The sequence below is a fragment of the Streptomyces sp. NPDC003038 genome, assembly GCF_040611115.1.
Classification (GTDB): domain Bacteria; phylum Actinomycetota; class Actinomycetes; order Streptomycetales; family Streptomycetaceae; genus Streptomyces.
In genome coordinates, this window is record NZ_JBEXNN010000060.1 from 1 (window position 1) to 14,891 (window position 14,891).

General features: G+C 73.5%; 9 protein-coding genes. 4 read left to right on the forward strand and 5 right to left on the reverse strand.

Annotation, left to right across the window (positions count from 1 at the left end; translation table 11 throughout):
• Together ABZX75_RS32980 and ABZX75_RS32985 are read right to left on the reverse strand one after the other, a co-directional pair.
• Nucleotides 1-335 (reverse strand): FAD-dependent oxidoreductase (locus ABZX75_RS32980; protein ID WP_355417523.1); only part of this gene is annotated, 335 nt, incomplete at its 3' end.
• Between the two features lie 173 nt (nucleotides 336-508).
• Nucleotides 509-2,116 carry a sporulation protein gene (locus tag ABZX75_RS32985; RefSeq protein ID WP_355417505.1) on the reverse strand — a complete coding sequence of 536 codons (1,608 nt, stop codon included), beginning with the start codon at nucleotides 2,114-2,116 and terminating at the stop codon, nucleotides 509-511.
• 630 nt (nucleotides 2,117-2,746) lie between these two features.
• Here ABZX75_RS32985 and ABZX75_RS32990 point away from each other — a divergent pair.
• Nucleotides 2,747-4,978 carry an asparagine synthase-related protein gene (locus tag ABZX75_RS32990; protein ID WP_355417508.1) on the forward strand — a complete coding sequence of 744 codons (2,232 nt, stop codon included), beginning with the start codon at nucleotides 2,747-2,749 and terminating at the stop codon, nucleotides 4,976-4,978.
• A 723-nt stretch (nucleotides 4,979-5,701) separates the two neighbouring features.
• Here the strand turns inward: ABZX75_RS32990 and ABZX75_RS32995 are convergent.
• On the reverse strand, nucleotides 5,702-7,729 hold the full coding sequence (locus tag ABZX75_RS32995; protein ID WP_355417511.1) for a sigma-70 family RNA polymerase sigma factor: 2,028 nt from the start codon (nucleotides 7,727-7,729) through the stop codon (nucleotides 5,702-5,704).
• Between the two features lie 285 nt (nucleotides 7,730-8,014).
• Entirely contained in the window at nucleotides 8,015-8,800 is a 786-nt protein-coding gene (locus ABZX75_RS33000) for a helix-turn-helix domain-containing protein (protein WP_355417514.1), read from the reverse strand.
• Nucleotides 8,801-9,141: 341 nt separating this feature from the next.
• On the opposite strand from ABZX75_RS33000, the gene ABZX75_RS33005 reads away from it, so the two are divergent.
• Both ABZX75_RS33005 and ABZX75_RS33010 read left to right on the forward strand, forming a co-directional pair.
• The gene (locus tag ABZX75_RS33005) at nucleotides 9,142-10,569 is read left to right on the forward strand and encodes an NAD(P)/FAD-dependent oxidoreductase (protein WP_355417517.1); all 1,428 of its coding nucleotides are present in this window, start codon (nucleotides 9,142-9,144) and stop codon (nucleotides 10,567-10,569) included.
• A gap of 131 nt (nucleotides 10,570-10,700) precedes the next feature.
• Entirely contained in the window at nucleotides 10,701-12,530 is a 1,830-nt protein-coding gene (locus ABZX75_RS33010; RefSeq protein ID WP_355417526.1) for an ATP-binding SpoIIE family protein phosphatase, read from the forward strand.
• Between the two features lie 58 nt (nucleotides 12,531-12,588).
• On the opposite strand, the gene ABZX75_RS33015 is transcribed toward ABZX75_RS33010, so the two are convergent.
• On the reverse strand, nucleotides 12,589-13,875 hold the full coding sequence (locus tag ABZX75_RS33015) for an MFS transporter (RefSeq protein WP_355417529.1): 1,287 nt from the start codon (nucleotides 13,873-13,875) through the stop codon (nucleotides 12,589-12,591).
• Between the two features lie 125 nt (nucleotides 13,876-14,000).
• Here ABZX75_RS33015 and ABZX75_RS33020 point away from each other — a divergent pair, with 125 nt between their 5' ends.
• The gene (locus ABZX75_RS33020) at nucleotides 14,001-14,537 is read left to right on the forward strand and encodes a MarR family transcriptional regulator (protein ID WP_355417520.1); all 537 of its coding nucleotides are present in this window, start codon (nucleotides 14,001-14,003) and stop codon (nucleotides 14,535-14,537) included.
• Nucleotides 14,538-14,891: the final 354 nt, after the last annotated feature.

Here is a 14,891-nt window from a genome sequence, read left to right on the forward strand (position 1 = left end):
CGCTCCGTGGCGACGATCAACTTGCCCGTCACCTCGTGCGCGATCCCGTGTTCCGCGCAGAACTTGACCATCTCGGCGGCGCCGCGCACCGCGAAGCGCGCCTTCAGCGATCCCGGGCGGTAGTAGATGCCGCTGTGGATCACCCCGCTGTTGCGGCCCGTCTGGTGCCGGGCCGGGCCGGTCTCCTTCTCCAGGACGACCACCCGGGTCCCGGGGGCGAGACGTGACAGGGCGTGCGCCGTCGACAGGCCGACGATCCCGCCGCCGATCACCAGCACATCGCAGTCCACCCGCACCACTCGCGCCACCCGCGCCACTCGGCCCACGCCGCTCAGCCTGCCTCTACCGCCGCCGCCCAAGCCGACACCTCCCACTCCTGCATACTGCACCCCGCCACCGACACAGCCGCCACGCGGGGCTGCGCGGCGCCACGCCCGGACCGGACCGCCCGGACCGTGCTGGACCGGGCGGGGGCCGTGCTGGACCTGGCGAGGCCGTGCCCGCCCGCCTACGCGGGCGCCACCAGCAGCGGCCGGGCCCGCTCGCGCAGCTCCGCGACGCGCGGCTCGTCCCCGTACGGCTCCAGCCGGTGCAGCAGGTCCCGTACGTACTCGGTCGTCCGCGCCGACGTGATCCGGCCCGCCACCTCCACCGCCCGGGTGCCCGCCGCGCACGCCGCGTCGAGATTGCCCGACTCCAGTTCGGCGACCGCGCTCACCACCAGCCGCAGCCCGTGCGAGCGCACGTACTCCTCGGTGGGGCGGGAGAGGGCCTGCTCGGTGAAGCGCCGGACCTGCCGGGGCAGTTTGAGGTCCCGGTAACATTCCGCCGCGTCCGCCGCGAAACGGTCGTACGAGTAGAAACCGAGCCAGGTCGGATCCGGGTCGCCCTCCCGCGCCCGCTCCAGCCACCCTTCGGCCGCCCGCAGCGCCGCCCCCGCGGCCACCGAATCACCCGCCTTCGCGTGCGCCCGCGCCTCGACCAGCCGGAAGAAGCTCATGGTGCGGGCGGTGGCCAGCCCCCGGTTCCGCTCGACGGCCGCCTGCGCGAGGTCCACGCCCTCGTCCGGGAAGTCCCGGTAGGTCGCCTGGAGGGACATCGACGCCAGCACGTACCCGCCGAGCGGTACGTCCGCGGCCGCGCGGGCCAGCCGTAGCGCCTGGATGTAGTAGCGCTGGGCCGCCTCCTGCTGGCCGGTGTCGAAGGCCATCCACCCGGCCAGCCGGGTCAGCTCGGCGGTCGCGCCGAACAGGGCGCGGCCCACCTCGTCGGTGTAGGAGCCGAGCAGCAGCGGCGCCGCGTCCACCCGCAGGCACTCCGGCACCATCGACGAACGCCAGTCCCCGCCGCCGTACTTGGAGTCCCAGCGGCGGGCGTCCTCGGCGGCCTCGCGCAGCTTGGTCACATCGCTGTGGCCCACGCGCTGCGGGGCCGGATCCGGCGGCGGCGGTGACAGCGGCGGCAGCGGGGACGCCACGGGACCCCGCTCGCCCTCCCGCTGCGCGGGCGCGGCGGTGGCCGGCGGCGCCGCCGGGCCGCCGACCGGCGGGGTGGTGGCGGATAACGCGGATGCCCCCTGGGCGGCCGGAGGGGCCGGTGGGCCAGGGGTGCGCGCTGAGGCCGCGGGGCCCGAAGGCGCGGGCTCGCGCGCCACCGAGCCGTCCGCGGGGGATATCAACCACCGCGAAGCGGGTGTGGCGTAGGCCGACACGGCGAACGACCCCGCCAGCGACTGCCAGATCCCGCCACCGCCGCGACGGCCGGCGAGGTCGAGCCGGTAGAGATCGGTGGCCGAACGCACCGCCGCGCCCACATCGCGCGGGAAGGCCAGGCCCACCTCGGGCGCGGGATCCGCGTCCGCCAGCCCGATCTCGTGCAGCGGCACGGGCCGCCCCAGCTTCGCGCCGATGGCGGCGGCGATCAGGTGCGGGGCGGCGCCCTGCGGCACCATCCCCTTCGACACCCACCGGGCCACCGACGTCTTGTCGTACCGAAGCGTCAGGCCGCGCTGTGCGCCGAGGTCGTTGACCCGCCGGGCCAGTCCGGCGTTGCTGATGCCCGCGAGGGCGAGGACGGCGCCGAGCTTCTCATTGGGCTCGCGGAGCTCCCTGGACATGCGCCACCCCTCGTCACACGCGGAACGCAGACGCCGCCGGGGCATAGGCGCCCGGCATTTCGTAAACCCAGCGTAGTTCCCCGCCTCCCAAGCGTTAAGGCCCAGACTTCCGTATGGCGAGATTGTTGTCCGTTTGCACAGCCGTGACCGGTCCCGGACCCGGGGCGCACGTGTCATCGCGTGCTCCGTCCGTGTGGCCGTGCGCCCGCCCGTGCGCTCTGGCCGGTCCGGGGGCCCGGCGATTCGATGTGCGGTGCGTGGGTCGGCCCGCTGCGCGGATCGGGTGGGCCGGGGGATGCCGCTGCCTCAATCCCCGCGGGTGGCGGAACGGTCCGGGGGGCGGATTCCGCCTCCCGGACCGCGCCCGTGTGCTGGACTCCAGGGCCACACATCGGCTCTCAGTACGGCCGAAGATTGGCCGAAACCGACCTATGGGGCGGTGGGAACGGAACGCCAAATACCGTGTGCGTGGGGCGTGTTCGTTTGCATGTGCGCCCCCTTTAACCACTCTCGCACGCCTGTCCCGTGGCAGCATGGACCCGAGCCACCCGGGGTCCCGCCGACCGCGCCTTCAGCGCCGACCGTGCTGCCCGTGCCCCGGTCATGTGCCCACAGGCTGGGGAGGCGGCGGTGCGCTGGTTGGTGGGTTGGAGCAGTATCGCCGCGAGCTTCGGCACGGCCGGCCGCGTGTCGGGCCACGGCTCCGGCCACGGCTCCGGCCAGACCGGATACGGCGGATACGGCGACGCGGGCGGACCCCTGCGCGGCGGCATCGCGGACGCCGCCCACCCGGACGACCCCGGCGACGACGCCGAACGCACCGTCCACCCCGTCGGCGCCCAACTCCTGTGGGGAGACCCCGACCCCCTGTGGGCCGTCGGCGACTGGCGCCCCGACGAGATCCGCACCGTCGTCGCCGACCCCGCCGACCCCTTCACCCGGCTCGCCGTCCTCGGCTGCTGCGGCGCGACCGACGCCGAACTGCGCCGCGCCCTCTTCGCCGCCCGCGGCGGCGCCCTGCGCCACCTCACCCAGTGGTCCGGCAGCTACACCGCCGTCGTCCAGGCCGGCCGCCGGATCACCGTCCTCGGCGACCTCGCCGGCGCGCGGCCCGTCTTCTACACGCCCTGGGCGAGCGGGACGGCGTACGCCACCGCCGCGCTCCCCCTCGCCGACCTCATCGAGGCGCAGCTCGACGTCGGCCATCTCGCGGCCCTGCTGGCCTGCCCCGACAGCCCGGAGGCACTGGGCGACGGCACACCGTACGCGGGCGTCCGGCGCATCCCGCCCGGGCACGCGCTCATCCTGCGCGAGGGCTCCCGGGAGATCACCGGCTACGAGTCGGTGGCCTCGCTCGCGGTCGCCGCCCCCGAGACCGACGCCGAGCGCGCGGTGGAGGGCGTACGGGAGGCCTTGGTGGACGCGGTGCGCGCCCGGCTCACGGCCCCCCGGCATGCTCCCGACACCCTGCCCTACGATCCCGGCCCGGTGCCCGGAATGGGACCCGCCGACCGGCGCGCGGCCCGGGGCGCCCCGGCGGCCGGTGTGGGCGCCGACCTCTCCGGCGGCAGCGCCTCCGCGACCCTGGCCCTGCTCGCGGCCGGCCTGCCCGGGGCGCCGGGCACCGTCCTGAGCCAGGCCGGGGAACGGCTCCTGGCCGTCACCTTCAACGACCTCGCCACCCCGCAGGGCCGCGAGGCCGAACTCGAACGCGCCCGGGCCATTGCCGCCGACCCGCGGCTGCGCCACGTCGTCGTGGCCGCCGCCGAGGAAGCCCTCCCGTACGCCGAACTCGACGGCCCCCTGACCGACGAACCCGGCCCCTCGCTCGTCTTCGCCGCCCGCGACCGCCGCCGGCTGGCCGCCGGCTCGGCGGACCACTTCACCGGCCACGGCGCCCGCCAGGTCCTCGACGCCCACCCGGCCCGCATGGCCGACCTCCTGATGGACCGCCGCCGACGCCACCTGCTGCGCCCGGTGGCCGCCCTGGCCCGTTCGGCCTCCGCGGAAGGCCAGTCCCTGCTGGTCCCGCTCACCGTCTACTCCGCGGCCCGCCGCCTCGCCCGTACGACCTACCGCGCGGGTATGGAAGCGGCCGCCGCCCGACTGCGCGAAGGGCAGGTCGCCGAGCGGGTGTCCGGGCCGGTGGACGCCTCCCTGGCCGCCCTCACCTGGTCCCGCCCCGGCCCGGCCGCCGGGTGGCTGACGGGCGAAGCCCTGGCGGAAGTATCGATCCGTCTTACGGCCGCCGCTGGGCGCCCTCCGCTGTCGCTGCGCCCCGGGGAGGCCCGTGCCCGCTCCCTGCTCGCCCGCCACGCCGCCGACCACCGGGTCTTCGAACAGGCCGTGGAGGTCCGCAGCCAGCGCCTGCACGCCCCGTTCCTGGACAACCAGGTCGTACGCGCCGCCCGCGCCCTCCCCGAATCCCTGCGCGTGCAGCCCGGGGCCCGGGCGGCGATCCTGCGCAGCGTCCTGTCCTCGGCCGGCGTGCGGGAGCTCCCGCACGGCTGGGGCGCCACCGCCCACACCCCGAACGAGACGGCGACCCGCCTCGGACTGCGGGCCGCCCTGAGCGACCTCTTGTCGCTGTTCACCGCACCGCTCCTCGCGGACGCCGGCCTGATCGAAGCCAGGGTCGTCCAGCAGGCCCTGCTCGACGCGGCGGACGGCCGCCCGGTCCCGCTCGACGGGCTCGCGGAACTGGTCTCCATGGAACTGTGGCTCCGCCGCCTCCTCGCCCGCCGCGGCACCTGCTGGACGGGCACCACCTCCCCGCGGCGGCGCGCGGTCCCCTCCCCACCCCAAGAACCCCTGGGCCGCCTGACCCCAGGCGTCCCCCGCCTCCGCCCGGCCCCGCACTAAGGCCGTGTCGTCAAAGCCCCGCCGGGCCGGCGGGGTCCGGCACGCACGCTCGCCGCGCTGTCGCCGGTCGCCGGTCGCCGATGCGCCGTATGGACTCCCTCCTCCCCCCTGCGCTCGCACGCACCAGCCCCCCGCCGGCCCCCCTGCGGGCGGCAGGGGGTACCTCCGAGCGCGTCCCCCGGACGGAGTCCGCGGGAGGCAACTGGGAGAGCTACTGCGACGACGCTCCCTGGGGGCCGTCCCGCAATCCCTGGTGGATCAGTGCGCGGCGTCCGGTGCAGTGCACTCGCTTCGTTCGCTGCGTCTCGGCCCTTCACCTCATCCTTCGGATGCCGAGCTGCACCGCAAGGCGCGGAGGGGCGTCCTCATGCTGGACGTAGGGGCCGTTGCGACAGCTCGGCCTCCAAGGTCCTCGAAGAGGAGCCGAGACACAGTGAGCGCAGCGAACGCAGTGCGGCGAGGTGCCGTAGCCGTCGTCGTGCGCCGCCGGGAACTACGGGACAGCCCCTCAGCCCCCGTCCGAGGCGTTCGCCGGGGCGGTGAACCCCGCAGGGGGCCGCGTCGGCCACCGGTCCACCGGGCAGCCGAGGCGGCGGACGGGGCCTGCCGGCCGGCTTGGGTGACCACGGCACGGAGCGCGGCCGGGCACGCCGAAGCGGTACGACGGGCCTCACGGCGGCAGCGACGCGTGGGGCGGTACCGGCCAACCGCCCCGCGGTCGAGCTACCGGCAGCTGATCACCGCATCGGCCCAACTCGCCAGTGCCGGCAGCCGCCCCGGGCCGTCCCGCTCCACCACCAGCCTCACCGTCGCGCGCCCGCTCAGGGAGACGTTCACGCCCGCCGCCGCATCCTCGTACCCGAGCGCCGCCGACCGCCAGAGCCGCTGACCGTCGGCGTACACGGAGAACCGCAGCTCGCCGTCCGTGAACATCGACAGGCCGTCCACCCCGGCCCGCGCCGAGAAGGTCGTGCACTGCCGGTTGAGGGCGATCTCCACCGAGGAACGAGAGTTCACGGTGATCCCCTGCCCGAACCGCTGGTCGCCGATCACCAGCCCCCAGCGCTGCCACACCCAACTGCTCCGCCAGGTCTGCAACTCCGGCCCGCTGTGATCCCCGTAGGCCGAGTGAACGAGCCCGACCAGTGGGAACCCCTGCTGCGGAACCGGCTTCGCCGAGGGCTTCGACCGAGACGGCGTGGGCGACGGGGAAGCCTTCTGCCGGCTGGGCGACGGGGAGGGCGCCCGCATCGCGGGTGCCAGCGCGGCCGGTTTCGAGGGCGACGGGGCCACGACCCGTGCCGGAGGTACGGAAGCCCGTGCGGGCGGCGGCTCCACCGCAGTCGGGCTCGGCTCCGGCGCGGGCGGGACGGGCACGACCGGAGCCACCACCCGGGGCACGGGCATTGCTTGTGCCTGCGGCTCGGGATCGTCCCCGGCCAGCGCGAACACGACTCCCGCGGCCGCGGCGACCGCGATACCGGCGGCGATCGACGCCTTGGCCGGCAGCCCGAGCCCCTCGGAAGCCACGGCGCCCCCGGCCCCGCCCGCGGCCCCCGCCCCGCCGGCAGCCCCACCCGCGCCCCCGGTCCCGGCGGCCCCGGTCCCGGCGGCCCCGGTCCCGGCGGCACCCGCGCCCGCGGCACCGGCTCCCGCCGTCGACCCACCGGCGGCCGCCGCGGCCGCACCCGCTCCACCCGCGGCGACGGCGCCACCGGCCACCACACCGGCCGCCTTGGCCGCGTACCCGGCGGCGAACCACCCGATGACCGCGACCGGAAGCAGCGCGGGAATGCCCGCGTTGACATCCTTGAGCTCTCCGGCGGCCACCCGGCACTTCGCGCATTCCTCGAGGTGCTTGCGCAACCCCCGCTCCGCCCGCATCCGCAGCCCACCGCGCGCATAGGCACCCAGCCGGTCCGCGTACCGAGCGCAGTCGCCGCCCTCACTCAGCGCCGAACTCACATGGGCCTGCAGATAGGCCTGCTTGAGCCCCTCGCGCGCCCGACTGGCCAGAACCGCCGTCGCGTTGGCACTCAGCCCGAACAGCGGCGCGATCGCGCTCGGCGACGCCTCCTCGACGGTGGTGTGCCACAGCACGGCCTGCCACCGCTCGGGCAGACTCCGGAAGGCCTGCATGGCCAGCGACCGCTCGGCCTCGTGCATCGCCCGGACGTCCGCGCCCAGTTCGAGCGTGTCGTCACCCGAGAGCCCGGCCATACCGGCGCCGCTCTCGGCGCCCGTCGCCTGCTCCGCGAACATCGCGAAGTCCTCGACGAGATGCTCCCGCCTGGCGGTCTTCGCCCAGGCCGCGGCGACCCTGCGCACGGTGGTCAGGAGATAGGCCCGCACCGACTGGTCCGGCCCGGCCCCGCCCCGTACCGCTTGCAGTGTCCTCGCGAACACCTCGGCGGTCAGGTCGTCGGCCGTGTGCGCGTCCCGGCAGCAGGTCCGCGCATAGCGCCGTACGGCATCGGCGTGACGACGAAACAGCTCCTCGTACGCACGGTCGTCACCGCCACGCATCCGGGCGACGAAGTCCCCGTCGGACGGCGGCGGCTCGCTTCCGGAGTTCCCGGAGTTCCCGGAGCCACGGGGGCTACGGAAGGCCCGGGAACCGCCGGTGGCCGAGGGACCGTCATGCCGTCCGCCCGGTTCACGCTGGGCCGGGACCTGCCCTGCGGGCAAGCTGCCCGCCTCGACCTCGCCACCGGCGCCACCGAGTGGCTCTTCCCGCCCGTCAACGCTCATCGCGGCAGCCCCCGTACGACCCGCACGACCCGCACGACACACTCAACCGGTACACCGATCAAGCGTGGCACACGGGGGCCGCACGCCCGCCCCGTCTCCACACCATCCACTCGTCCGGGCACACTTCGGCGTATCACCGTACTGACAGCCACCGGGTACGAGCCCGCAGCCGCCCGAGTCGGCAGCGGTCCGAGTCGGCAACCATCCGAGCCGGCTGCGGTCCGAGCCCGTAGCCGCCCCGACCGCAGCCGCCCCGACCGGTCCCGCCCCGACCGGACCGGCCACTCACACCGTCCGGGACCGCAGCCCTTCGAGCAGGATGTCGAGCAGTCGCGTCGAAGCCGCCGCCTGCTGCGCCGGGTCGGGCAGCGCGGGCGCGGCCGTCGCTATCACCAGCAGTACATCGGCCACCGTGACATCGGAACGCAGTTCACCCGCCTCCCGGGCGCGGTCCACCAGCCGGCCGACCACCTCCAGCAGCGCACCGGCGCCCGCCTCCTCCGACGGCTCGTCCTCAGCCGGAGTCCGCGCGCCCACGACCCGCAGATCGGGAGCCCCGGTGGCCACACCGGCCTGGCGCTGATGCGGAACCCGCGCCGCCTCCGGCTCCTCGACGCCGTCCTCGCCCGGGCCGCCGACCCGCAGCACCTGCGGCGGCAGCAGCCGCCCGGCGCCCGAGGCCACGGAGGTGCGCAGGAAGCGCGAGAGCGCCTGCCACGGCTCCTCCTCCTGGCCCAGCGCGGTTCTGGCCTGCTCGGTCAGCCGTGCGGTCTCCTCGTCGGCTATCCGCCGGACCAGGACGTCCTTGCTCGGGAAGCGCCGGTACACGGTGCCGACACCGACCCGGGCGCGCCGCGCCACGTCCTCCATCGGCGCCCCGTACCCCAGCTCGCCGAAGACCTCGCGCGCCGCACGCAGGACGTGTTCGAGATTGCGCTGGGCGTCGACGCGCAGCGGCGTGGAACGGCCCACACCGTGCGTGGGGCCGGAGCCGCCGCCCGCGATGACGCGACCGCTGTTCTCGACCGAGAGAGTGCTGGTCGCAGAGGCATGGAAATCGGAAATGTTCATATGTTTCCCCCGGTAATCATTTGTCTCCCCCCGGAGACAGTCCCCGCCTTCATGTCGAGGCGGCCACGGTCAGTGGCCCGGTCCTACTCCTCGACGAGATACGAACATAGTTGAGCCAGAGTCAATTCAGAAGAGGCAGCCCCGGACCGACCACCGCCCGATCGGAGCATTCACCCCCACTTTTCCCTTCCGTACCCCCGGAGGCATCCCCTCCGCACCCCTTGACCTGCGAACCTTCGCCCCCACGAGAGGCTCCCGACAGCCCCGTCCCGGCACCACCTCCGGTCACACAATTTGTCGGGCCTGTGGACAAACTCCCAGCCACGTTGCGTCATGGGACGGTGAAGGCTGCTAACTCCCGGGGCACGGCCCCCGGTACCCCGTCCCGGACGCGCATCCTCGTCGTCGGAGGCGGCTACGTCGGCATGTACACGGCGCTCCGGCTCCAGCGGAAGCTGAGAGCCGGCGAAGCCGAGGTCACGGTGGTCACCCCCGAGCCCTACATGACGTACCAGCCCTTCCTCCCGGAAGCAGCCGCAGGCTCGATCTCCCCACGCCACGTCGTGGTCCCGCTGCGCCGCGTCCTCGACAAGTGCCGCATCGTCATCGGCGAGGCCCAGCGCATCGACCACGCCAAACGGACCGCGACCGTCACCACCCTCGCCACCGCCGAGGAAGGCACCGGCGCCACCGAGATCGCCTACGACGAACTCGTCCTCGCGCCCGGATCCATCTCCCGCACCCTCCCCATCCCGGGACTCGCCGACTACGGCATCGGATTCAAGACCGTGGAAGAGGCCATCGGCCTGCGCAACCACGTCATCGAACAGATGGACATCGCCTCCTCCACCCGCGACCCGGCCCTCCGCGACGCCGCCCTCACCTTCGTCTTCGTCGGCGGCGGCTACGCAGGCGTCGAAGCCCTCGGCGAACTGGAGGACATGGCCCGCTACGCGGCGCGGTACTACCACAACGTCAAGCCCGAGGACATGAAGTGGGTGCTGGTCGAGGCCAGCGACCGGATCCTCCCCGAGGTCGGCCCCGAAATGGGCGTCTACACGGTCCGCGAGCTGCGCCGCCGCAACATCGACCTGCGCCTGGAAACCCGCCTCGAATCCTGCGAGAACCGGGTGGCCGTCCTCAGCGACGGCGCCCGCTTCCCCACCCGCACCGTCGTCTGGACCGCCGGCGTCAAACCGCACCCGATCCTGGCCGCCTCCGACCTCCCCAAGAACGAGCGCGGCCGCCTCGCCTGCACGGCCTTCCTCACCGTCGAGGGGGTCGAACACGCCTGGGCCGCGGGCGACGCCGCAGCCGTCCCCGACATCACCGCCGGACCCGCCGCCGAAGGACCCGCCCGCGAGTGCGCCCCCAACGCCCAGCACGCCGTCCGCCAGGCCAAGGCCCTCGCCGACAACCTCATCGCGTCCCTGCGCGACGAGGTCCTCACCGAGTACGCCCACAAGTACGCCGGCTCCGTCGCCTCCCTCGGCCTCCACAAGGGCGTCGCCCACGTCTACGGCCGCAAGCTCAAGGGTTATCCGGCCTGGTTCATGCACCGCGCCTACCACCTCAGCCGGGTCCCCACCTTCAACCGCAAGATGCGCGTCCTCGCGGAATGGACCCTCTCCGGTCTTTTCAAGCGGGAGATCGTGTCCCTAGGCTCTCTCGAACATCCCAGGGCAGAATTCGAACTGGCCGCAGGCGGCGGCCCGAAGAACCCTCCGCCGAACCCCGCCCCCAACCCCCCGCAGGACAGCCAGGGCTGACGTTGTCAGTGCGGTCGGCCACACTGGACGTGTGACCATAGGTGGGCTCACACCTGCACAGAGTGACATCGTCCAGTGACCGACCACCAGCGACACAGCGACCACTTGCGACACCACGAGGCTTGAACGCAGTGAACTTCACGCGCTGGAGCGCCCGGTTTCCCGGAACGCAGCGCCGCGCCGCCGCCCGGACCGAACACGCCGCCGCCCAGGCCAAGCGGAGCGAAGGCTCCGTCCCGGCAGCCCGCGGCGGCCGCGCCGACCCCGGAACCGACCGGTCCACGCCCGCCGCGGACGGCCGCCCCGCCGATCCCACGGTCTCCGGCACGGGCACGGGCACAGGTACGGGCCCGAGCTCGGGCACGGGCAACGCTCCGGCCACCGCCCCGCGTACGGGCGCCCCCGCCGCCGTGCCCTCCCTCGACGAGCTCTCCGTACGGGATGTCCTCGGCCGGCTCCCGTCCCTGGTCGCCCTCGTGCACGGCCCCGAGCACCGCGTCGCCTACGTCAACCACGCCTACACCTCGGGCTTCGGCGCCCGCACCACCGGCGCCCCGGCCCACGAGGCCCTCCCCGAACTGGGCGAACTGGGCCTCCTCCCGCTCCTCGACCAGGTCCAGCGCAGCGGCAAGTCCCGTACCGCCAAGAACCGCACCGCGCCGGGCGGCTCCAGCTCGTACACCGTCACCTGCACCCCGGTCGATTTCCCCAAGACGGACGGTGACCGGGAGCGCGACGGCGAGCGCGAGAACGATGCCGCCCCGCAGCACACCGGCGTCCTGATCCACCTCGCCGACGTCACCGACCACGCCGAGGCCGTCGAGCGCCTGCGCGCCAGCGAGCGCCGCCAGCGCGAGGCGGCCGTCACCCTCCAGCGCTCCCTCCTCCCGCAGGAGCTGGAACAGCCCGACGACCTCCGCATCGCCGCCACCTACCAGCCCGGCGGGACGGAGGCGGCCGTCGGCGGCGACTGGTACGACGTCATCACCCTCGGGGCCGGCCGCACGGCCCTCGTCATCGGCGACGTCATGGGCCGCGGGGTCCGCGCCGCCGCCGTCATGGGCCAGTTGCGCACCGCCGTCCGCGCCTACGCCCGCCTCGACCTGCCCCCGCACGAGGTGCTCCAGCTCCTCGACGGGCTCGCCGCCGAGATCGACGCCAGCCAGATCGCCACCTGCGTGTACGCCGTCCACGACCCCAACGAGGGCCTGCTGGCCTACGCCTCCGCAGGCCACCTCCCGATCCTCGTCCGCGACGAGGACGGCACCGTACGCCGCGCCGCCGACCCCACCGGCCCGCCGCTGGGCACCGGCGGCTGGCTCCACACCTCGGGCACCATCGCGCTGGGCCCCGGCTCGACCGCCGTCCTCTACACCGACGGCCTGGTCGAACGCCGCGGCGAGGACATCGACGAAGGCGTCGCCGCCCTGGAGCGCGCCCTCTCCGGCGCGCAGGGCACCCCGGCGGTCATCTGCGACCGGCTGATGCGCGCGCTCGGCGTGGACGCCGACCACGACGACGACGTCGCCGTGATGGTCCTCCAGCAGCCGGCCCGCACCGGCGCGGACGCCGAGCTCTTCCACAACGCCGCCCTCGAGCTGCTGGGCGGCATCGAAGCGGCCCCGCGCGCCCGCGCCTTCGCGCAGGGCGTCCTCGCCTCCTGGCGCTTCCCGGTCGAGCTGTGCGACCTCGGCGTCCTGGCGGCGAGCGAACTCGTCGCGAACTCCCTCCAGCACGGCACCCCGCCCATGCGCCTGCGACTGCGCCGCACCGACCGCCGCCTGATCATCGAGGTCACCGACGGGGACGACCACCTCCCGCGCCGCCGCCGCGCCGAACCGGCCGACGAGACCGGGCGCGGCATCTCGATCGTGGCGACCATCGCCTCCTCGTGGGGCACCCGCCGCACGCCTGGCGGCGGCAAGGCCGTCTGGTGCGAGTTCGCCCTCCCGGACAAGTAGCGGGAACGCGAAGGCCCCGATCCACCGGATCGGGGCCCACCACATGCACCTACGCTGCCTACGCGGCCACGGGCTCCGCAACCCTGGCGGCGGCGGCCGGAGACTGCGCCACGACCACCCTGGCCAGCGACGGCTTGTCCTGCACCGGGCTCAGCTGCCCACCCAGCCGCAGCGCGAGCCACGCGATCCCGAGCGAGACGATCACGAAGACCCCGATGTAGAGCATCGGAATGCCGGCGCCCAGCGGTACCCCGAGCGGCCCCAGCGCCAGCGCCATCTGCTTGACCAGCGCGAAGGCCGAGTTGTACTGGCCCACCGAGCCCTCCGGCGCCAGGTCGGCCACCAGCGGCGCCAGGGTCGGCGACAGCATGGCCTCGCCGATGCCGAAGAGCGCGTACGTCGTGATGAACGCGGCGGCGGCCATCATCGCGCTGCCGTGCCCCAGCCCCGAGAACCCTGCGATGAGCCACGCCACGGTCCAGATCAGGCCGACCAGCGCGATCACCCGGGACCGGCGCCGCTTCTCGACCAGCCTCAGTACGACGAACTGCGCGATGACGATCGCGCCGGTGTTGGCGGCGAGCGCGAAGCCCAGGGTGGACGGCGAGATGCCGGCGGCCTCGGTGCCGAAGGCGGCGAGACCCGATTCGAACTGTCCGTAGCAGGCGAAGAAGAGGACGAAGCCGAGCACGCACAGCCGCACCATGGCCTTGTGCCGGAGCAGCCGCTTCCAGGCGCCGCCACCCGCCTGGGACGGGTCCTTGGGCCGCGCGTCCTTGATGTTCCCCACGTGCGGCATCCGCACGGTGGCGATGATCCCCGCCAGCACCAGGAACATCACCGCCTCGATGCCGAACAGCAGGGTGAAGCTGCCGGGCCGGCTCTCGTCGACGATCTGACCGCCGATGAGACCGCCGATGCCCAGGCCCAGGTTCTGCATGAAGAACTGCGTGGCGAAGGCGCGGGTCCGGGTGGACGGCGTCGAACACCACACGATCATCGTGGCGAGGGCGGGCTGCATGACGGCCTGCCCGGCGCCGAGCGCCAGGGCCGAGAGCAGGATGGGCACGATGCCGGTGGAGAGCCCGAGGGAGAGCGCGCCCACCGAGGCCGCGACGGCGGCGCCGATGACGACCGGCACCGGACCCCGGCGGTCGATGACCCGTCCGGTGAGGGGCAACGCGACAAGGGCGCCCAGAGCAAACGCCACGAATGCGCTCGTGGCGGCCATGGAGCCGAGAGCCCGCACCTGCGCCACGTAGATGTAGAGGAACGGAACCGTGAAACCGATGCCGAACGCGGTCAGCGCGTTCCCGGCCTGGATCCGCCGCATCGCAGCGCCCATCACCTTGGTCACTTCTCACCTGCCTTTGAGAGCTGAAGACTGAAGACTTCATTCCTAAACTTCGATCCTTAACTCTACACACCGAAGGAGTTAGACGCCAACGAGCTCGTGCCATACTTCGACCCATGGGTGACACCCCCGACGGCACTACGCCCGTCCACGAGCCGAGCCTCGATGAGCAGATCGCCGTCTACCAGCGCGAGTTCCAGGACCTCGACCCCCAGGTGGAGAAGGTGGTCTCGGCACTGAGCCGCCTGAACCGCCGCATGAACGTCGCGTACGGACGCCAGACCGCAGCCCTGGGCATCAGCAACGCGGAGTGGGAGGTCCTCAAGGCCCTCGTCCTCTCCGGGTCCCCCTACCGCATGGGCCCGAGCGAGCTCGCGAAGCAGCTGGGTCTCACGCCGGCGGCGATGACCCACCGGATCGACCGCATGACGGCCGAGTCACTGGTCACCCGCGAGCGGGACGAGTCCAACCGCGTCCGCGTGATCGTGGAGCTCACGGACGAGGGCCGCAGCAAGTGGCTGGACGCGATGCGCGCGGCCACGGTCTTCGAGGAGGACCTCCTCCAGGACCTCTCGACCGAGGAGCGCGGGCTGCTGGGCGACATGCTCACGCGGCTGCTGGACCGGGTCGAGGACCTCCAGTCCCCGAGCTGACCACCGGAGTTGACACCGCCTCCGGGGATCCGTAAGGTTCTTCGAGTTGTCCCAGGGCCGGAAGGTTTCGGGGGTAACGAATCCCGCCGCCTCGTTGCGGCACCCAACTCAGCACGATCTCCCACTGGGAACGAATTCGGCATGTCCGAATTCATTTCCGAGGCGCCGATTACGAATCGCCGGGGAAATCAGATAGAGTTCGGAAGTCGGAAGGGCCCAACAGCCCGGAAGACAAACCCCGCTGACTGGGGGTCGGACACGAAAGAGTCTGATAGAGTCGGAAACGAAGAATGAAGAACGAAGCCCGGAGGAAAGCTTCAGCCGATGTGCTGAGGTGAGTACAAAGGAAGCGTC

Coding starts and splice junctions, on each gene's coding strand:
- ABZX75_RS33020 (WP_355417520.1), top strand. CDS start 14,001: ATGGGTGACACCCCCGACGGCACTACGCCCGTCCACGAGCCGAGCCTC.
- ABZX75_RS33015 (WP_355417529.1), bottom strand. CDS start 13,875: ATGGGCGCTGCGATGCGGCGGATCCAGGCCGGGAACGCGCTGACCGCG.
- ABZX75_RS32985 (WP_355417505.1), bottom strand. CDS start 2,116: ATGTCCAGGGAGCTCCGCGAGCCCAATGAGAAGCTCGGCGCCGTCCTC.
- ABZX75_RS33000 (WP_355417514.1), bottom strand. CDS start 8,800: ATGAACATTTCCGATTTCCATGCCTCTGCGACCAGCACTCTCTCGGTC.
- ABZX75_RS32995 (WP_355417511.1), bottom strand. CDS start 7,729: ATGAGCGTTGACGGGCGGGAAGAGCCACTCGGTGGCGCCGGTGGCGAG.